14 protein-coding genes and 1 tRNA gene are annotated in these 16912 nt (G+C 73.4%); 10 read left to right on the forward strand and 5 right to left on the reverse strand.

Annotation, left to right across the window (positions count from 1 at the left end):
- Window positions 1–64: 64 nt before the first annotated feature.
- A complete protein-coding gene (locus WMF12_RS16715) occupies window positions 65–1246 on the reverse strand; it encodes a vWA domain-containing protein (RefSeq protein WP_437872519.1) in 1182 nt (393 codons plus the stop codon).
- Between the two features lie 206 nt (window positions 1247–1452).
- Between WMF12_RS16715 and glgA the strand changes: the two genes are divergently transcribed.
- From glgA to hflX, 6 genes are all read left to right on the forward strand, one after another.
- Window positions 1453–2907 carry a glycogen synthase GlgA gene (gene glgA, locus WMF12_RS16720; RefSeq protein WP_437872520.1) on the forward strand — a complete coding sequence of 485 codons (1455 nt, stop codon included), beginning with the start codon at window positions 1453–1455 and terminating at the stop codon, window positions 2905–2907.
- A 166-nt stretch (window positions 2908–3073) separates the two neighbouring features.
- Window positions 3074–4069: a hypothetical protein gene (locus WMF12_RS16725; RefSeq protein WP_437872521.1), complete on the forward strand. Its 996-nt coding sequence runs from the start codon at window positions 3074–3076 to the stop codon at window positions 4067–4069.
- Window positions 4062–4523, forward strand: coding sequence for a FixH family protein (locus WMF12_RS16730; RefSeq protein ID WP_437872523.1), 462 nt, complete (start codon window positions 4062–4064; stop codon window positions 4521–4523). Before WMF12_RS16725 ends, WMF12_RS16730 begins: the two co-directional genes overlap by 8 nt.
- 35 nt (window positions 4524–4558) lie before the next feature.
- Window positions 4559–5971, forward strand: coding sequence for a WD40/YVTN/BNR-like repeat-containing protein (locus WMF12_RS16735; protein ID WP_437872525.1), 1413 nt, complete (start codon window positions 4559–4561; stop codon window positions 5969–5971).
- Window positions 5972–6203: 232 nt separating this feature from the next.
- Window positions 6204–8126, forward strand: a complete 1923-nt coding sequence (locus WMF12_RS16740; protein WP_437872527.1) for a GAF domain-containing protein — start codon at window positions 6204–6206, stop codon at window positions 8124–8126.
- Window positions 8127–8368: 242 nt separating this feature from the next.
- Window positions 8369–9799 carry a GTPase HflX gene (gene hflX / locus WMF12_RS16745; RefSeq protein ID WP_437872528.1) on the forward strand — a complete coding sequence of 477 codons (1431 nt, stop codon included), beginning with the start codon at window positions 8369–8371 and terminating at the stop codon, window positions 9797–9799.
- Between the two features lie 50 nt (window positions 9800–9849).
- Here hflX and WMF12_RS16750 read toward each other — a convergent pair whose 3' ends face one another.
- Window positions 9850–10020 (reverse strand): hypothetical protein, encoded by a 171-nt coding sequence (locus tag WMF12_RS16750; RefSeq protein ID WP_437718119.1) that lies wholly within the window; start codon window positions 10018–10020, stop codon window positions 9850–9852.
- A gap of 80 nt (window positions 10021–10100) precedes the next feature.
- Here WMF12_RS16750 and WMF12_RS16755 point away from each other — a divergent pair, with 80 nt between their 5' ends.
- Together WMF12_RS16755 and WMF12_RS16760 are read left to right on the forward strand one after the other, a co-directional pair.
- A complete protein-coding gene (locus tag WMF12_RS16755) occupies window positions 10101–10535 on the forward strand; it encodes a DUF309 domain-containing protein (protein WP_437872529.1) in 435 nt (144 codons plus the stop codon).
- Window positions 10536–10743: 208 nt separating this feature from the next.
- The gene (locus WMF12_RS16760) at window positions 10744–11136 is read left to right on the forward strand and encodes a response regulator (protein WP_231864879.1); all 393 of its coding nucleotides are present in this window, start codon (window positions 10744–10746) and stop codon (window positions 11134–11136) included.
- Between the two features lie 197 nt (window positions 11137–11333).
- Here the strand turns inward: WMF12_RS16760 and WMF12_RS16765 are convergent, their stop codons facing one another.
- Entirely contained in the window at window positions 11334–12086 is a 753-nt protein-coding gene (locus tag WMF12_RS16765) for a hypothetical protein (protein ID WP_437872530.1), read from the reverse strand.
- A 474-nt stretch (window positions 12087–12560) separates the two neighbouring features.
- On the opposite strand from WMF12_RS16765, the gene WMF12_RS16770 reads away from it, so the two are divergent.
- Entirely contained in the window at window positions 12561–13010 is a 450-nt protein-coding gene (locus tag WMF12_RS16770) for an acyltransferase (RefSeq protein WP_437553094.1), read from the forward strand.
- Between the two features lie 218 nt (window positions 13011–13228).
- On the opposite strand, the gene WMF12_RS16775 is transcribed toward WMF12_RS16770, so the two are convergent.
- Together WMF12_RS16775 and WMF12_RS16780 are read right to left on the reverse strand one after the other, a co-directional pair.
- A complete protein-coding gene (locus WMF12_RS16775) occupies window positions 13229–14827 on the reverse strand; it encodes a L,D-transpeptidase (RefSeq protein WP_437872531.1) in 1599 nt (532 codons plus the stop codon).
- A gap of 591 nt (window positions 14828–15418) precedes the next feature.
- A complete protein-coding gene (locus WMF12_RS16780) occupies window positions 15419–16174 on the reverse strand; it encodes a S1 RNA-binding domain-containing protein (protein WP_437872532.1) in 756 nt (251 codons plus the stop codon).
- A gap of 235 nt (window positions 16175–16409) precedes the next feature.
- Here WMF12_RS16780 and WMF12_RS16785 point away from each other — a divergent pair.
- Window positions 16410–16482, forward strand: a tRNA-Lys gene (locus WMF12_RS16785).
- Window positions 16483–16912 lie beyond the last annotated feature (430 nt).

The following is a 16912-nucleotide window of genomic DNA, read 5'->3' on the forward strand; positions in this document are numbered from 1 at the left end:
AGCAAAAGCGCCGGCCTGTGGCGCGGAAAAGGGGCGGCGCGCGCTGGCGCGCGCCGGCGCATGTTCACTGAGGGACGAGGATCTCGCAGGGGAAGTCGAACGAGATCTCCTGCGCGTCCTTGAGCTGCTCGCAGGCGTCGCCGACGAGGGTGAGCCGGGTGGCGCTCTCCATGGTCCAGCCGTTCTGCGCGTCGTAGGGCACGGGCGTGCCGTCGAGGAGCACCTGGCCGAGCGACGCGTTGCGGAGGTCGACCTCGATCGAGCCCTGGAGGTCGAACGTGCAGCTCTTGACGCCGGCGATGGCCGCGTTGAGCTCGTCCTCCAGGGCGGACGCGTCGGTGGGGTCCGGCGTGTAGTACGTGGCGGTGCCGCCGGCGTTGGCGTAGGTGCCTGCGCCGGCGAAGCAATCCTCGTCCGTGCCGCTCTGGGGCCGCTGGACGGGCTGGCCCGCGCCGGCGTTCGCCACGTCCTGCAGGTGCTGCGCGAGCGCGCCCGATCCGAGGCCGAAGACGAACGTGCCGATGCCCTGCTCGTAGGCGTCCTGCACCGCGCCGACGACGTCGTCGCGCGCGCACACGGCCGCCACGTCGTCGCAGCGATCGGGCTCGCCGTCGGTGACGAACAGGATGTACTTGGGGCCAGGCTCCGGGAACGCGAGGAGCTCCGGGACGACCGTCTCGTTGAACGTCATGGCGGTGGGCGTCTCGAGCTTGCCGGGCGGCACCGTGGAGGCCTCGTCGTAGGCGGCGGAAATGGCGGCGTGGTGGTTGAGGGCGATGCCGTCGGCCCTGGCGAGCAGCGGGCACTGCATGTTCTCGATCCCGGTGAACGTCACGAAGCCGAAGCGCACCCTGTCCTGCAGCCCGTCGACGACGCTGAGCACCGCAGTCTTGAGCGGATCCCAGAAGCCGCTGCCGTACATGCTGCCCGAGCGATCGACGACGATCATCACGGTCGGCGTCTGCGGCTCGAACGTGATGTCGAGCTGCTGGCAGGCGCCGCCGCTGCCGCCCGTGCCGCTCGCGCTGTGCGAGCCGGCGAAGTCGAGCCCCGCGCCGCCTTCGCCGAAGCCAGAGCCCGAACCGGAGCCGGCGCCGCTGCCGCCCGCGCCACCGCTGCCGCCGATGCCGCCGGAGCCCTGGGACGAACCGTCGCCGTCGTTCTTGCCGCCACAGCTCACGGCGACGCCGGTGACGAGGAGGGCGAGGAGCAAGGAAAGCCTGGGAAAATTAAGGATACTGCTCATGGAGAAATAATACACAGGCCCGGATGGGGCGTCTTCGCCATGTAGGGCCCTGGAAGTGGATGTGGCGCGGATGGAAAGTTGCTCCAAAACGGCGCGCGTGGCGCTGCCCCTGCGGCGACACCCGGGCGCTGGCCAGCGTTCAGCGCCGCTGTGGGTTCGGAAGCCGCGCTGTACGCGCCCCGGTTCGTGCTACACACGGCGCCCGCATGGACATCCTCTTCGCTGCGTCCGAGATCGCGCCCATCGTCAAGGTCGGTGGCCTGGCCGACGTCGTGTCGTCGCTCTCGAAGGCGCTCCGGCTGCTCGGGCACAAGGTGACGATCGCGCTGCCGCGCTACCAGGCGCTCGACTCGAGCGGGCTGATGATGGCGCGCCGCCTCACCCCGATGCCGCTCGAGGTCGATGCGAAGGTGTCGCCGGGCGGGCCGATCCAGGTGACGCTCTTCGACGGGCGGCTCAGCACGGGCGTGGAGCTCGTCGTCCTCGACGTACCAGGCTTCCACGATCGGCCTGGCATCTACGGCGAGGAGGGGCGCGACTACGAGGACAACGCGCGCCGTTTCTCCCTGTTCTCCCGCGCCGTCGTGGAGCTCGTCCGCCAGCGCGCCCGGTCGGGCTCGCCGTTCGATATCGTCCACGCCCACGACTGGCCCACGGCCATGGTGCCGTACCTGCTCCGCCACCAGCAGTCCGCGCCTGGCCGGACCGTGCTGACCCTCCACAACGCCGCGCACCAGGGCCTCTTCCCGAAGGACGCGCTCCCGTACCTCGGCCTCGACGACGACCACTTCCGGCCCGAGCGGCTCGAGTTCTACGGCCAGCTCAATTTCCTCAAGGGCGGCATCCTGGCCGCGGACGCGCTCACCACCGTCTCGACCACCTACGCGAACGAGATCCTCACGCCGAAGCAAGGCGAGCGCCTCGACGGCGTGCTCCGCACCCGGGCGAACCAGCTGTCCGGCATCGTCAACGGCATCGACTACGCCGTCTGGAACCCGATGACCGATCCGGCCATCATCGCCCGCTACGACGCGGAGGACGTGAGCAACAAGGGCCGCTGCAAGAGCGCGCTCCTCCAGGAGCTCGGGCTCGAGATCCGGCCGGATCGCCCGCTCCTCGTGTCCATCGGCAGGGTGGTCGCACAGAAGGGCAGCGACCTGCTCGCGAACGCCATGCCGAAGATCCTGAAGGGCGACGTCAGCGTCGTCGTGGCCGGCGAGGGCGACGCCGAGCTCATGGAGAAGCTCTCCGCCGCCGCGGCCAAGGCGCCCGAGCGGGCGAAATTCCTCGGCGGGGTGAGCGAGGCCGTCGTGCACCGGCTCATGGCCGCGGCCGACCTCGTGGTCGTGCCGTCGCGCTTCGAGCCGTGCGGCCTCGTGCAGCTGTACGCGCAACGCTACGGCGCTGCCCCGGTGGCGTGCAGGACCGGAGGCCTCGTCGACACGATCGTCGACATCGACGCCGCCCTGGAGACCGGCACGGGGTTCCTGTTCGACAAGCCGACGGCCACGTCGCTGCTCGGCGGCGTCCAGCGCGCCCTCGCGGCCCTCACGTCGCCGCGCTGGCCCGCGGTCCAGCGCCGCATCATGCGCCTCGACCTCGGCTGGGACCGCCCCGCGCGCCGCTACGTCCAGGTCTACCGCCAGGCCCTCGCCAGCTGAGCGCCGCGCCGTCGCCGAGCGCCGCGCGCGGTCGCGAGGCGCTGCGCGCGGAACGGAAACGGCTCGGGGCACCGCGTGAAGGCGCGGCCCGACCGAGATCAGGCGCCCTCCGCGCGACAACGTGTCGCATTGGCGCGGGGCAGGAGCCTCGCCTATAGGAGCGGCCGTGCTGGCCAGAGCCGTCGCCTGTGTGGTGCTCCTGCTGTCGCTCGCGGTGCACCCGAGGGCCGCGCGCGCGTCGGCCTGCTGCGGTGCGGGCCATGGCATGGCCCAGTGGCTCGCTCCCTCGGAGCGCGCCGCGGCGAGCTTCTCCGTCCGGCTCACCGAGCAGCTCGGGACGTGGGCGGTGGACGGAGTTTTCGACGCGTCCGGCGAGGGCGTCTACCACCGCGAGCTGAGGGCCGAGGCCGGGTGGCTGGTGCGGGCCGGGGATCACCTCCAGCTCGCCGTCTCCGTTCCGATGATGGTCACCTGGAGCGGGGTGGGGCTCGGCGTGACGGCGTCTGGCGGCGGGCCGGGTGACCTGGGCGCGGCAGCCAGGATCGACCTCATCGATGGCGCGGCGTCGCCGTGGATCCCGTCCGCCGCGTTCACGCTCGGCGTGACGCTCCCGACCGGGCGCGGCCCGAGCACCGGGACGGCGCCGCTCGACGCCGGCGTGAGCGGCGCGACCGGCGCGCGCGCGATGGGCGTCGACATCACGGGCGCCGACACGACCGGCCTCGGGGTGGCCGAGATCCGGCCGGGGATGGTCTTCGAGAAGTCGTGGGGCTCGTTCCACGCGCTGCTCTCCGCCTCGACCAGCGTCCGCACCAGCTACCGTCTCCCCGACGGCGACGCGGCGCGGTCCGCGCCCCGCGTGCAGATCCTCGCCGCGGCGGGGCCCGCGTGGCCCTCCGGCGCCTCGCTCACCGTGGGCGCGCTCCACGAGCGCGAGGGCGCGCCGCGCGAGGATGAGCCTGGCCCGGGCCCCCGCAATCCCATGGGAAAGGAGCGCGTGCGGACGGCGCTGCTCGCCGTGCTTGCCCACGACATCGGCGCGCGCTGGACCGCCGTCGGCAACCTCCAGGTGGACGTGCCGATCTCCGGGATCGGCCGCAACGAGGGCGCGTTCGCCGCCCTGTCCGCAGGCCTCCGCTACGTGTGGGGAAGACGTGATTGAACCTCGTGAACAGCCTTCGCCGAAGTCACCTCCCAGGCGCCGCTGGGCGCGCGCCCGCGCCGCCCTCATCGCGGCGCTCGCCGTCCTCTCGCCGGCGGGCTGCGGATCCCGGGACGTGGAGCCGGACGCCGGCCACCGGCTGGACGTCGGCGTGAACGGGCGCATCGAGTTCGCGGTGGAGTCGACCGAGCCGATCAAGCGAGGCTTCAACACCTTCCACGTGCGGCTCACCTGGACCGACTCGCGGAGCCCGGCGCAGCGGATCAAGCTCCGCGTCTACGCCAGCATGACGGGCATGGGGCACGGGTCCGCGCACGATGGCACGGAGATCGAGCCCGGCGTGTACGAGGTCGCCGACGTGCCCTTCGGGATGGGGGGCCTCTGGGACGTGCAATGCCGGGCCCTGACGTCGTCCCTCATCGACGAGGCGGCATTCGAGTTCGACGTCCACTAGGCTCACCCCTCGTGCGAGCCCCTACAGAACGCTCCGTGCGAGCCCTCCCAGCGCCGACGCGTCACCCCCGCAGCGGACCAGGCGCGCGGCGGCGTGGCCCCCTCTCGTCCTGCGCGGCGGCGCTGCTCTCGGTCGCGGCGCTGCTCTCGGTCGCGGCGCTCTCCGCGCCGGCCTCGGCCAACGGCCGCTTCCCGGCCGCAGGCTTGATCGCGTCGCACCCGAGCGATCCGTCGCGCCTCATGGTCCGCGCGACCTACGGCCTGCTCGCCACGCACGACGGCGGCGAGCGGTGGCGCTGGATCTGCGAGCCGGTCGTCGGCTTCGGCGGGAACGAGGATCCGATGCTCGCCTTCCTCGCCGACGGGACGATCATCGCCGGGGTCTTCGACGGCCTCAGCGCGTCGAAGAACGGCGGCTGCGACTGGTCGTTCGCCCAGGGCGATCTGATGAACCGCTATGTCATCGACCTCTCGGCCGATCGCGAGGACCCCTCCCGTGCCGTGCTCGTCGTCAGCGCGGGGCTCGGGGCGGGCCAGTTCCTGACCCAGCTCTGGGAGACGAGCGACAACGCGGACAGCTGGACGAAGGCCGGCGTCGATCTGCCGGAGGACTTCCTCGCCCACACGGTCGACGCTGCCCCCTCGGACCGCGCGCGCGTCTACGTGAGCGGCCGCTACGGCGCGCCCGACTACGCCGGGGCCCTCCAGCGCACCGACGATCGCGGCGCGACCTGGGAGCGGCTCGACATCCCGGGGAGCGACGACATGCGCCTGCCGTTCCTGGGCGCGATCGATCCCGTCGACCCCGACACCGTCTACGTGCGGCTCGACGGCGATCCGACCGACGCGCTGCTCGTCTCGAAGGACGGAGGGCGCAGCTTCACCACCGCCTTCGAGAGCGCCGGCGATCTCCTCGGTTTCGCGCTCTCGCCGGACGGCGCGACCGTGATCGTGGGCGGGCCCCAGGACGGAATCTGGCGCGCGCCGGCCGCGTCGCTCGAGTTCGAGAAGATCTCGGACGTCGGCGCGCGGTGCTTGACCTGGACCGCCGCGGCGCTCTTCGCCTGCGGCGACGAGTTCGCCGACGGCTTCACGGTGGGCCGATCGGTCGACGACGGCGAGAGCTTCTCCGCGCTGCTGCACCTCGACGGGCTCTGCGGGCCGATCGAGTGCGCGCCGGAGAGCGGCGCGACCTCGACCTGCGCTCCGCTGTGGGGTGCGACGGCGCTCACCATCGGCTCGCAGCAGTGCGACGGCGCCGCAGCGACCGGCAGCGGCGGCGGGGGATCCGAGCCGCCGCCAGCGGAGGCGCCGGACGGGTGCGGGTGCAAGATCGGCGCGGCAGGCGCGGGGCGGGGCGAGGGCGCCGCGCCGCCCGCCAGCGGCGCGATCTGGTTCGCGCTCGCGGCGGGCCTCGCGAGCGCGCGGCGGCGCAGGCGCGCACGCTAGCGCGGCGACGCAGGCGAGCGCGATGCCGCAGGCGTGCAGGCGAGCGCAACATAACCGCTTATGGAAGGGCGCTCGCATGGCGCAGGCAGAAGGGTACGGACGGAGAGGGCGGAGCGACTCGGCGGCGTCCGCTGGGGCGCCGGACGGGCAAGCCGCCGCCGGTTCGTTTCTGGATCTACGTCCTCGTGGGCTGGCGTAGACTGAGGGTGCCGCGGCTCCGGCCAGCGCGTGAATGGCCCCTAGAGACCTTCCCAGATCGCCGCTCGCCGTCTTCCTGCGCGCCCACAGCGCGGAGATCCTGGAGGCGTGGGAGCGCGCCGAGCGTCGCCGCGCGCCGGGCGAGCAGTCCCCCGGCTACATCGCGCTGCGCGAGGAGCTGCCCTCCATCTTCGCGCGCCTCGCCGAGCGCCTCGAGGCGGCCGTGTCCGCCGCGGCTGCGCCGCCGGGCGACCAGGAGCAGGACGCGTGGAGCGGCGTCGAGTCGGTGTCGGTCGAGTTCCCCGAGCCGCTGCTCGGCTTCCGCGTGCTCGACAAGCTCCGCGACGGGTTCGAGCTGGAGGACGTGGCCGCCCAGTACTCGGTGCTGCGCCGCTGCGTGCTCCGGATGCTCGAGCGGACAGGCACGCAGCCGTCGTGGGTCGAGATGACGATCCTGCACGAGGTGCTCGATCAGGTGATCATCGATCCGGCGACGCGGAGCGCCGCGCGCCGCGAGCGCGCCCTCGGCGCGCTCGATCGCGTCTCGGCCGAGGGCATGGGCAACGTCCATATCGATCGGCTGCTGCGGCGGCTGGTCGAGGTGCTCGTCGAGTCGGCGCGGTCGGTCGACTGGGCGGTGATGCTGCTGCTCGAGGGCGAGGTGCTGCGGATCCGCGCCGGCATCGGCGTCGACGAGGCGCTGTGGGGCCTGCGCGCCTACAGGCTGGCGGAGGGCTTCGTCGGGCGCGTGGTCCGCGAGCGGCGCCCGGTGGCGCTGCGCTCGGCGGCGCCGGATCCGCTGGCCACCGACGCCGGGGGCGGCGCGGCGGGGCCGGAGTCGGGGGCGCAGAGCGAGCGCCCGAGCGACGCGCTCCACGCGCTCTACGGCGTGCCGATGCTCTCGGAGGGCCGCCTCGTCGGCGTCACGGTCGTGAGCTCCCGCCGCGTGGCGGAGTTCTCCGAGGGGGACCGGCTGCTCTTCAAGAAGGCGGCCGAGCGCGCGGCCGCGCTCGCGACCCAGGCCCAGCTGCGCGAGCAGCTCGCCGCGGAGCGCGGCCGGTTCGAGGCGACGATCCAGCGGCTCCCGGTCGGCGTGGTCGTCGCGGAGGGGACGTCGGGCGCCGTCGCGCTCAACAACCGGCGGTTCGCGGAGATCGTCCGCGGCCCCGAGGAGACCCCGAGCAACGCGCCGCTGCGGACGCTGCTCAGCGAGACCGACGACGACCAGCGCGCGCGCTGGCTGCTCCACCGGGCGCTGCACGGCGGCGAGACGGTCTCCCGCGACGAGATGGAGTTCGTCCGCGCGGACGGAGAGCGCCGCCTCGGGAGCTTCAGCGTGGCCCCCGTGCGTGACGCCGACGGGCGCATCACCGCGGCCGTGATGACGGTCGAGGACGTGACCGAGCTCAGGAAGGCCGAGCGCGCGCGGCAGATCCTGATCGACGCGAGCGCGCTGATGGCGGAGTCGATCGACCACGACGGGACGATCGAGCAGGTGGTGCGCCTCGGCGGCGAGCGCTTCGCGGACCTCTGCGCGCTCGATCTCGACGACGGCGGCGGCGCCCCGCGGCTCGTCGCATCGGCGCGCCTGCCCGAGGCGCGGGCGCTCCTGCCGAGGCTTCTCAAGCACCCTCCGCTGCTGCTCGGCGACGCCGCCTCGCTGGCCGAGGCGACGGCCCGCAGGGCGGCCACGCTGATCCCGCTGGTCACCGATCCGTGGCTGCAGCGGATCGCCCGCGGGCCGGAGCACCTCTCGGCGCTGCGAGAGCTCGGCGCCCGCTCGGCGATCCTCGTGCCGCTCGCGGCGCGCGGCCGCAAGCTCGGCCTGCTGAGCCTCTGGACCGTGGAGCGCGAGCTCCGGCAAGACGACACGGGCGTGGCCGCGGAGCTCGGGCGCTTCGCGTCGCTGGCCATCGAGAGCGCGCGGCTGCACGGCGAGGCGGCGCGAGCGAGGTGACGCCGCTCGTGCGCCTCGGGATGTGGCGCGCGTGCCCCGGGCGTGCTCGGAAGGCGACGCCCGCCGCCGGCGTCGGGCTGTCCCTGCCCGCCCTCGTGGTCCGCGTCGGGGCGAGCTCGGCGGTTCACCGGAGCGAGCCCGGCGGGTTCGTCCGAGGCGACGCAGCGAGGGGCGGGCGAGCGCGCGGCGGCTTGCGTCGCGGGGGTGGATGAGGCGAAGCTCCCGCCCTCGCACACGACCGTATGACCACCACCAACCAAGAACGTCCCCTCGCTGTGCTCGTCGGGGTGCAGCTCCCCGGCGTCGACGATGTAGAGCACGCCGCCGATCTGGCCGAGCTCGGCCGCCTCGTGCACACGCTCGGCTTCGACGTGATCGCGACCGTGTCGCAGCGGCGCGGCGCGCTCGCGGCGGCCGCGGTGCTCGGGGAGGGCAAGCTCAGGGAGCTCGCCGAGCTCACGGGCGGCAGCGGCGTCGTGCCCTCGGGCGCGCCGGAGCGGAAGAACAAGGCGCGCGCGCGCCGGGCCGCAGAGAGCGGCGAAGGCGACGAGGACGACGTCGTGCTCGGCGGAGACGACGGCGACGACGGGGGCGACGACGGCGGCACGGAGCCGCGCGCGGGCGGCGCCGGGCAGGCGGCGCGCCTGGCGACGGTCGTGGCGGTCGACCACGACATCTCGCCGAGCCAGGCGCGCAACCTGGAGCGGGCGACGGGCGCGCAGGTGCTCGACCGGGCGGGCGTGATCATCGAGATCTTCCACCGCCATGCGCGGAGCCGGGAGGCGAAGCTCGAGGTCGAGATCGCGCGGCTCAACTACGTCGCGCCGCGGCTCCGGGAGACGGGCGGCGGCGGGGATCGGCAGCGCGGCGGGATCGGCGGCAAGGGCGCTGGCGAGAGCGCGCTCGAGCTCGATCGGCGCAAGATCCGCGATCGCATCGCGGAGCTGAAGGAGGAGCTCGCCGCGGTCCAGCGCGAGCAGTCGACGCGCCGCGCGCTCCGGCAAGGGCAGCGCCGCGTCGCGCTGGTCGGCTACACGAACGCGGGGAAGTCGTCGCTGATGCGGGCGCTGACGGGCAGCGAGGTGCTCGTCGCCGACAAGCTCTTCGCGACGCTCGACACGACGGTGCGCGCGCTCCACCCGGAGGTGCGCCCGCGGATCCTCGTCTCGGACACGGTCGGCTTCATCAAGAAGCTGCCGCACGATCTCGTGGCGAGCTTCCGCTCGACGCTGGACGAGGCGCTCGAGGCGTCGCTCCTGCTGTACGTGGCCGACGCGTCGGATCCGACGTTCCGCGATCAGCTCGCGGTGACGCGCGGCGTGCTCTCCGAGATCGGCGCCAGCGAGGTGCCGAGCCGGCTCCTGCTGAACAAGGTGGACCGGCTCTCCGAGGAGGAGCGGGATGCGCTGCGCCTCGAGTTCCCCGAGGCGACGCAGCTGTCGGCGAAGATCCCGGACGACGTGGCGGCGCTGCGGGAGGCGATCATCGCGTTCTTCGAGCAGTCGATGGTGGAGGCCGAGCTGCTCTTGCCGTACGCGAAGCAGGGCCTCATCGGGGAGATCTACGAGAACGCGCGCGTGCTCTCGGAGGAGTACGACGACGTCGGCGGCCGGCTCTCGGTGCGGGCGCACGCGGCGGCGCTCGATCGGCTGCGCAGCCTGCTCGCGCGCTGAGGGGCGGAGGCTGGCGCGGGCGCGCGTGGCCTCGGCGCGGGCGAGCGGGGTCAGCGCGGGCGGGCGGCTCGGGCGCGCGCGGCGTCAGCGTGCGCGGCGATGGCGCGCGCCTCGTCGGCCTGCAGGCGCCGCCGTCGCCTGCGGCGGCGCAGGAGGATGCCGATCGCGAACGCCAGGAGGTGGAGCCCAGCAATCACCGCGACGAGGATCCACCGCTGCACGCGCCGAGCGTAGCACCGGAGCACCGGATCGCAGGCGTCCGGGGCGCGTGGTACGCTCCGCTGTCCGCTGTCGCTCCGCCATGAGCTCCTCCACCGACGCAGCGCTCGAAGCGATCGTCCAACGCGGGCTGGAAGCCTACCGCGCGGGGCGGTTCTTCGAGGCGCACGAGCTGTGGGAGTCCGGGTGGCGAGACGAGCCGGACCCCGTGAGGAAGACGTTTCTCCAGGGGCTCATCCTCGTCGCTGCGGCCCTGCACAAGCTCACGAGGATGCAGAGCCCACCGGGGGCGTTGCGCCTGCTCGACAAGGCGCGCGCTCGGCTCGCGGGCACGCCGGATGGCATGGGCGGGCTGGCGATCCCGCTGCTCGTCGACGACATCACCCGCGTAGCAGCCGTGATCGAGCAGCTCGCGAGCGGAGAGAGAACCGAGATCGACGCCTCGCTTCTGCCCAGGATGGAGATCGCGGGCGATGTCGCGCCGCCCTCGCCGTCCGGGGCGCGTTCGCGGCCGTGAGCGTCTGACCCGAACGGGCTCCGCAGTCGATATTGCGCTCGTCGCGTGCGACATGGGACGCGGGCGTGACATCGTTTGCCTGAGTGGTGTTCGCGCATGGGAAGCGCCCGTGTGGGGGGATATCGTGGCAGACGGGTACTGTGGAACCGGAGTGGAGGGGACGGCGAGCGCCGAGCCTCGGGCCAAGCTGCAAACCGAAAGGAGCCGCGTGACACGGCGCAAGCAGATCCTGATCGTGGACGACGACCAGGAGATCCGGGAAATGCTCGAGATCACGCTGGAGGAGGAGGGCTATGACGTCCTCTCGGCGAGCGACGGCGAGGCCGCGCTCGCGCTGCTGGAGCGCAACCGGCCGAATCTCATCCTGCTCGACATGCGCATGCCGGTGATGGACGGTTGGGGGTTCGCCCGCGCGTACGCGTCGTGTCCTGGTCCGCGCGCGCCCATCCTCGTGATGACGGCCGCGGTGGACGCCGGCACCTGGGCCCGCGAGGTGGGCGCCTGCGCGTCGGTCGCAAAGCCGTTCGATCTGAACCGCTTGCTCGATTCGATCGCGGCGCACGCGGGGTGCCCGTCCGGCCCGAGCCCAGCCTCCGCCTGAGCAGGTCCGGGCCGGGCGCGGGCCCGGCGCGCGCTTGACGGGGGTCATGCCGGGCGCGAGCCCGGCGCGCCGCCTGAACGAGGTATCTGAGCGGGGGTCTTGCCGGGCGCGAGCCCGGCGCGCTGTCTGAGCGGGTGCATCCCCGGCATGAGCCCGACCGAGGCCGCGGCGGATCTGCCGAGGGGCTCGGCGGCGGATCAGCCGCCCGTGGCGCGGCGCATCGCGCAGAGGAGGTCGCCGCGGCACGGGTCGGTGGGAGCGCGGCGCTCGGTCGTGTTCGGCGCCGCAGGGCCCGGCCTGGCGCGCGTCGGCGCGGCTGCGCCCGTGGCCCGTACGCGGTTCTCCGGCGCGCGCTGCGAGGCGACGACGCTGTCGGGCGCGTCGCCAGAGCTGTCGCGCTCGGCAGGAGGCGCTACCGGCGCGCGCTCGGCGGGCGCGTCGATGTGCGGGAGCCGCGCCTCGACCGCGCGGGCCGCGGTGGCGAGGCCGGCCGCCGCGCGAGGGCCGGTGGCGGCGGCATCCGGGGCAGAGATGCCCGCCGTGAGGGCCGCGATCGCGGCGGCGCCTGCGAGCAGGACGGCGATCGAGCGGGCGCGCCACGCGCGCGCCGGTACGTCGAGCGCCGTCGCCTCAGGAACGGGTGCGGACGCGGGCGGCTCGCCGAACGGGAAGATCGGCAAGAGGTCGAGGACCTGGGGGCGGGCGCCCTCCTCGCCGGCCTTCAGCGCGGTGAGGTCGATCTGCCCCGAGGACGCGTCACACTCCTCGCTCGCGGCGCGCGCCGCGGGCGGGGTCGTGACGGCGGCATCCTCCGTGATCGCCGGCGTATCCAGCGAGGGCGCGTCCAGCGAGGGCGCGTCCACCGAGAACGAGACCGATGTGTCTTCTCCGGGGCTGGTGGCGGCGGCTCGCGGTTCGTTCGTCCACTCCTCGTGCTGCGTGTACTTCATGGTTGCTCCCGCTTCAGCCGTATCGGTCGAGCGCTGGAGTCGCGCGCCTGCGCCGGCCGGTCGGCGTGTCCTTTCGAGATTTGGACATGCACACGCGCGCGTGCTTGGGCCCGCCGCGCGCCAAGGCCCACGCTGATCGGCGGCGGTCGCTGAGCGCTGCGAGCGATTCCGCCCCGCGCGCGCGCCGGCGTTCGCCGCGTTCGCCGCGTGCCTCGCGTCCGTCGCGCTCGCCGTGTTCGCCGCGACGCACGCGCCTGCTACCGAGGTCGGGGAGCACCTGAAGCGCGCCCGTCGGCGGCGTTCGCGATCTTGCGAGCGGGCTCGTGACGCCCATACTTCGACCGCTCGGATCGCCGAGGGCGTGCAGCCGGCGGGCCTCATGACCGCGAGCGCTCGGGGAAGTTGGTTGCGATCGGGGCGTTCCTCGTCGAACAGAAGTTCCCACGCAAACGCGAATCGGATACTTGAGGTGAGATGAAACCTACACGGCTCTTCACGGTTCTGGGGGCGCTGATGTTCCCCCTTGCAGTGGCTCTGGTCACCAGCGGGTGCCCCAAGAAGGAAGAGGACGACGTGCCGCCGGTGCCCTCGGCTCCGCCCGTCGTGCCGACGCCGGCCCCGACGCCGACCCCCACGACGCAGATCGTGCCCGAAGAGGACGCCGGGGCGGATGCGGCGGACGCCGACACGGCGGACGCGGACGCTGGAAAGAAGGTGGTCGGCACGGGCGATTCCAGCGGGATCCGCAAGTGCTGCGCGGCGCTGCGCCAGAACGCAAAGTCGGCCCCGCCCGAGCAGCAGGGCGGCTACCTCGCGGCCGCCTCGGCGTGCGACGGCCTGGCGAACTCGCCGCAGGGGCGGCAAGCGCTCTCGACCCTGCGCGGCCTCCTGGTCGGCGCGCAGATGCCGGCGTCCTGCCAGTAACGGGAGGGACGGGAGGGCCAGCAGCGGTCGGGTGAGCGGGCCCCCCGCCCAGCTTGCCAGATGCACCTGGCGAGCTGGGCCGGTCGTCCGGCTGTCGTGAGGGGGTCGGGGCAGCCGGAGCCGTCAGCCGTGCACGGAGCCGTCAGCCGTACGCGGAGCCGTCAGCCGTACGCGGAGCCGTCAGCCGTGCGCGGAGCCGTCAGCCGTGCGCGGAGCCGTCAGCCGTGCACATAGACGAGCGTACCGCCGCCCTCGATGTTCATCGCTCCGTGCCACTCGGGCGGGACGGCGGGCTCGGTCCACTCGAAGAGCCAGGCCGCGTCGGCAGGGGCCAGGTTGATGCAGCCGTGGCTGCGCGCCTTGCCGAACTCGTCGTGCCAGTACGCGCCATGCAGCGCGTAACCCCCGTGGAAGTACTGGGTGTACGGCACGTCACGCAGGTCGAACGCCGCCTCGGACGCCTCGTCATCGCCGTCCATCGTGGTCGAGACGTGCTTCGCGTGGATGTAGAACGAGCCACGGACGGTGGCGTCGGTCTCCTCGGGATCGGCCATGCCGCTGCGACCGCTGGAGATGAGCGCCGCGAACACGGGGCGCGTGCCCTCGTAAGCGACGAGCATCTGGCGGCGGATCGAGATGTCGATCCACTTCTTGCCGTCGCGCGCGAACCCCTGAGGGTCCTTGCGCAGCTCGGCGATGACGAGGTGGTCGGCGGCGAGCCATGAGCCCTCGGTGGTCTCGAGCAGCCCCTTGGCGCCGCCACGCGTGCGGCCGGTGAGCACCCAGCCCGAGCGGTGCGGCGCGAGGCCCGCGTCGACGAGCGCGCGGCCCGACGCGGAGGGGCGCTGCCGCGTGGTGCCGTGGACGCGGACGAAGGCAGGGGCGCCCTTCAAGGCGGGATCGGGGCGGGGATCGGTGCCGGGCGGCGGGGGAGGCAGCTCGTCGGCAGGCAGCTCGGCGATGGAGAAGCTCGCGGTGTCGGCCGGTGGAGCGGCGGCGGGCGTCGGGGCGGCCGAGGACGTGGGGGATGCCGACGACGCCGCGGCGGCCGGGGATGCCGTGTCGGTGGCGCTCGCGGGGACCTCGGCGCCCTCGGCGTCGAGATCCTTGATGATCACGCCGCGCATCGCGCTGAGGCGCGCGGGGCGGGTGCGATCGAGCGGGATGAGGTCGAGCTCGGTCGTGAGGCCGAAGCGGCGGTTGGTCCACTCGAAGGTCGTGATCAGGCCGAAGGCGGAGCTCTCCTTGGTGCGGCCCGTATGCACCGAGTAGTGGAGCTTCTCCTCGGCGCCGTACGGCTTGGGGAGATCCCGGCCGGCGAGGAGGAACTCCGGCACGGGATCGAGCGGCAACGACGAGGGCGCGACAGCGGCACGGGCGAGGTGGACGCCGAGCGTGGACCCCTCGACGCGGCGCTGATCCTCGACGGTCGGGAGCCGGAAGTAGAGGTGCGGCGGGGGCGAGCCCGACATGACGTAGTAGTAAGGCACCGGCGCACCACGGCGCGGGCCGCGCACGGCGGCGGCGACCACCTGGTGCTCGAGCGCGAGCGACGCGCCCTTGCCCACGCAGACGTAACCGCGCGGCGCGATCCGGTACCAGCCGCCAGCACATCCGCCGGTGCCCGCAGGGAGCTCGGCCCGATCGACGACCGCGCCGGCGCGCAGGTAGCCGAGCTTCGTCGAGCGCTCGTCGGGAGCGACGTAGATCCAGGTGCGCATCGCGATGCTGGCGATCTTCGCGCCCCGGCCCGGGAGCGTGGCTTCCTTCGAGGAGGGTGATGCGGCGGTCGGCGACGCGAGCGACGCAGGGGACACGGCGTCCGGCGCGGCGGATCCAGGAGAGGGGGCCAGCGCTTCGGGCGAGGGGAGACCCGGGGCCGCGAGGGCGGCACCGGTGGCGAGCGGGGCGGGCGCGTGAGCGGCGCCGGAGCGGTGATCGTCGGTGGCCCTGCCCGGCGGATCCTGGGACGGAGAGCAGGCCGCGGCCGTAAGGACGAGCGGGGAGGCGCCGGCGAAGGCGACGGCGAGAGCGCCAGAGCGGAGCAGGGCGCCGGAGTGCGCGCGGGAGGGCGCCGTGGCGCGTGAGCCGACGCGGGGGCGAGCGCGCGTGCGCGGGGAGCGCTGGGGTGCGGGCGGCGACTCGGGGGCGGAGGCTCGAGCGAGGGAAGGCATCGACGCGAAGGCGGAGGCAGGGACACCCAGGCCCGAGGTGCGAAGGCGCGCGGGGCCAGCGAGCCGGCGGGCGACGAGGAGCCGAAGCTGGAGCCGCAAGGGGCTGAGCGGGCGAGGTGTATGCTGAACCGAGGGGGAGATGCAATCTCCTGCCGGCGGCGTGAGGACGGGGAAGGAGAGGAGGGAGAGGGAGACGGGAGGGGGAGCTGGAGACGGGACGAGGGGGAAGAAGCGCTAGCGCTTGACCTTCTTCGCGAGCAGGTCACCCAGCGTGCCGAAGTTGCGAGGCGCAGGCTTCGCGCCCTTGTCGTTGCCGCCGCCGGAGCGCTCGCCCTTGGCATACGACTCGAACTGGCCGCGCTCCTCGTCGACGCGGAGCGCGGAGATCGAGAGGCGGATCTTGCCGGACTCGTCCACGTTGAGGATCTTCGCCTCGACGTCCTGCCCCACCGTGAAGTGCTTCTTCAGGTCGGCGGAGCGAGGCGTCGCCGTCTCGGCCGTCGGGACGAGGCCGCGGCCCGAGCGGCCCGAGGTGCCCGCGATCTGGACGAAGACGCCGTAACGCTCGATGCCCGTCACCTTGCCCTTGACCCGCGCTCCCTCGACGAGCAGCGGCGCGCCGCCCGCGGCAGGCGCGGAGACCGCGAGCGACGTCCCGCCGTCGCCGTCGTCGCTCGCGCGCACGACGACCGGCGTGAGGCGCACCTGGCCGGTGCCAGCGTCGACGCCGGATACCACGGCCGAGATGCGCGAGCCGACCGCGACCCGGAGGTTGCCGTCACCATCGGCGAGCGCCGGGCGCTCGAACATGCCCTCCTGCTTGCCGCCAAGATCCGCGAAGACCGCCTCGCGAGCGATCGCGACCACGGTCACCTCGACGGTCTCACCCGTGTGGTACTGGCGGCGACGCTGCTTGCCAGCTCCTTCGGACTGCTCGAAGAGCGAAGCGAACGATTCCTTGGAGGCGGCGGAAGGGCGTGACGACGACATGGCGCGACCTCATAGCGCGAGGCGAGGGCGCGAGGAAGGCGGCGGTGAGCAGGAACCGAGGGGAGAGGCAAGAGGACGGGGAGGGAGAGGGAGGGGCGGAAGCGGAAGGAGGGGGGAGACTGGGGAGGGGGACGGGACTGGGGAGAGGACGGGGAGGGCGGAGAGCGGGGAGGCGGCGGGAACGGAAAGGTGGAACCTGGCGGGGGCTTCTGCTAGCTTCCGCGGCCGCTGAATCGGGTCGATAGCTCAGTCGGTAGAGCTGCGGACTTTTAATCCGTAGGTCCAGGGTTCGAGTCCCTGTCGACCCACTGAATGATTCCGAGAGGTTAGACGCGAAACCTCAGGTGGAATCGAGGCGGAGGTGGGCAGCTGCGCTGCCCACCCGGGCGTCTGACGGACGGTGCCCTTGATGGCCGTCTCGCTCAGGTGCGCGTGGCGGTGTGTCGAGGCGATCGACGTGTGGCCGAGGTGAGCGCGGACTTCCTCGAGCGTCCAGCGACGGCCCCAGCCGGCGACCGGCGAGCTGATACGTGGGGCCCGCTCCTCGCGCGCGAGCGGCCGGCGTGAGCCGACGCCCGAGGCGAGCCGAGCCGCACGCTCGAGCGCGACGATCCGCAGTGCGCGCTACGTCGGGACGTCCTCCACGAAGTCGCCGTCGGTGCGTTCGCCTTCTCGCTCTCGGGTCGCGCTCGCTGACGAGGTGGTACGCGAACAAGGATGCGAGTTCGCGGCCTCTGG

The organism is Sorangium sp. So ce363, from assembly GCF_051520435.1.
GTDB classification, from domain to species: Bacteria; Myxococcota_A; Polyangia; order Polyangiales; family Polyangiaceae; genus Sorangium; species Sorangium cellulosum_B.

What these genes read in the sequence shown, in the direction of transcription:
- glgA (WP_437872520.1), top strand. Translation starts at nt 1,453, where the DNA reads ATGGACATCCTCTTCGCTGCGTCCGAGATCGCGCCCATCGTCAAGGTC.
- WMF12_RS16780 (WP_437872532.1), bottom strand. Translation starts at nt 16,174, where the DNA reads ATGTCGTCGTCACGCCCTTCCGCCGCCTCCAAGGAATCGTTCGCTTCG.
- WMF12_RS16755 (WP_437872529.1), top strand. Translation starts at nt 10,101, where the DNA reads ATGAGCTCCTCCACCGACGCAGCGCTCGAAGCGATCGTCCAACGCGGG.
- WMF12_RS16770 (WP_437553094.1), top strand. Translation starts at nt 12,561, where the DNA reads ATGAAACCTACACGGCTCTTCACGGTTCTGGGGGCGCTGATGTTCCCC.
- WMF12_RS16715 (WP_437872519.1), bottom strand. Translation starts at nt 1,246, where the DNA reads ATGAGCAGTATCCTTAATTTTCCCAGGCTTTCCTTGCTCCTCGCCCTC.
- hflX (WP_437872528.1), top strand. Translation starts at nt 8,369, where the DNA reads ATGACCACCACCAACCAAGAACGTCCCCTCGCTGTGCTCGTCGGGGTG.
- WMF12_RS16740 (WP_437872527.1), top strand. Translation starts at nt 6,204, where the DNA reads ATGGCCCCTAGAGACCTTCCCAGATCGCCGCTCGCCGTCTTCCTGCGC.
- WMF12_RS16765 (WP_437872530.1), bottom strand. Translation starts at nt 12,086, where the DNA reads ATGAAGTACACGCAGCACGAGGAGTGGACGAACGAACCGCGAGCCGCC.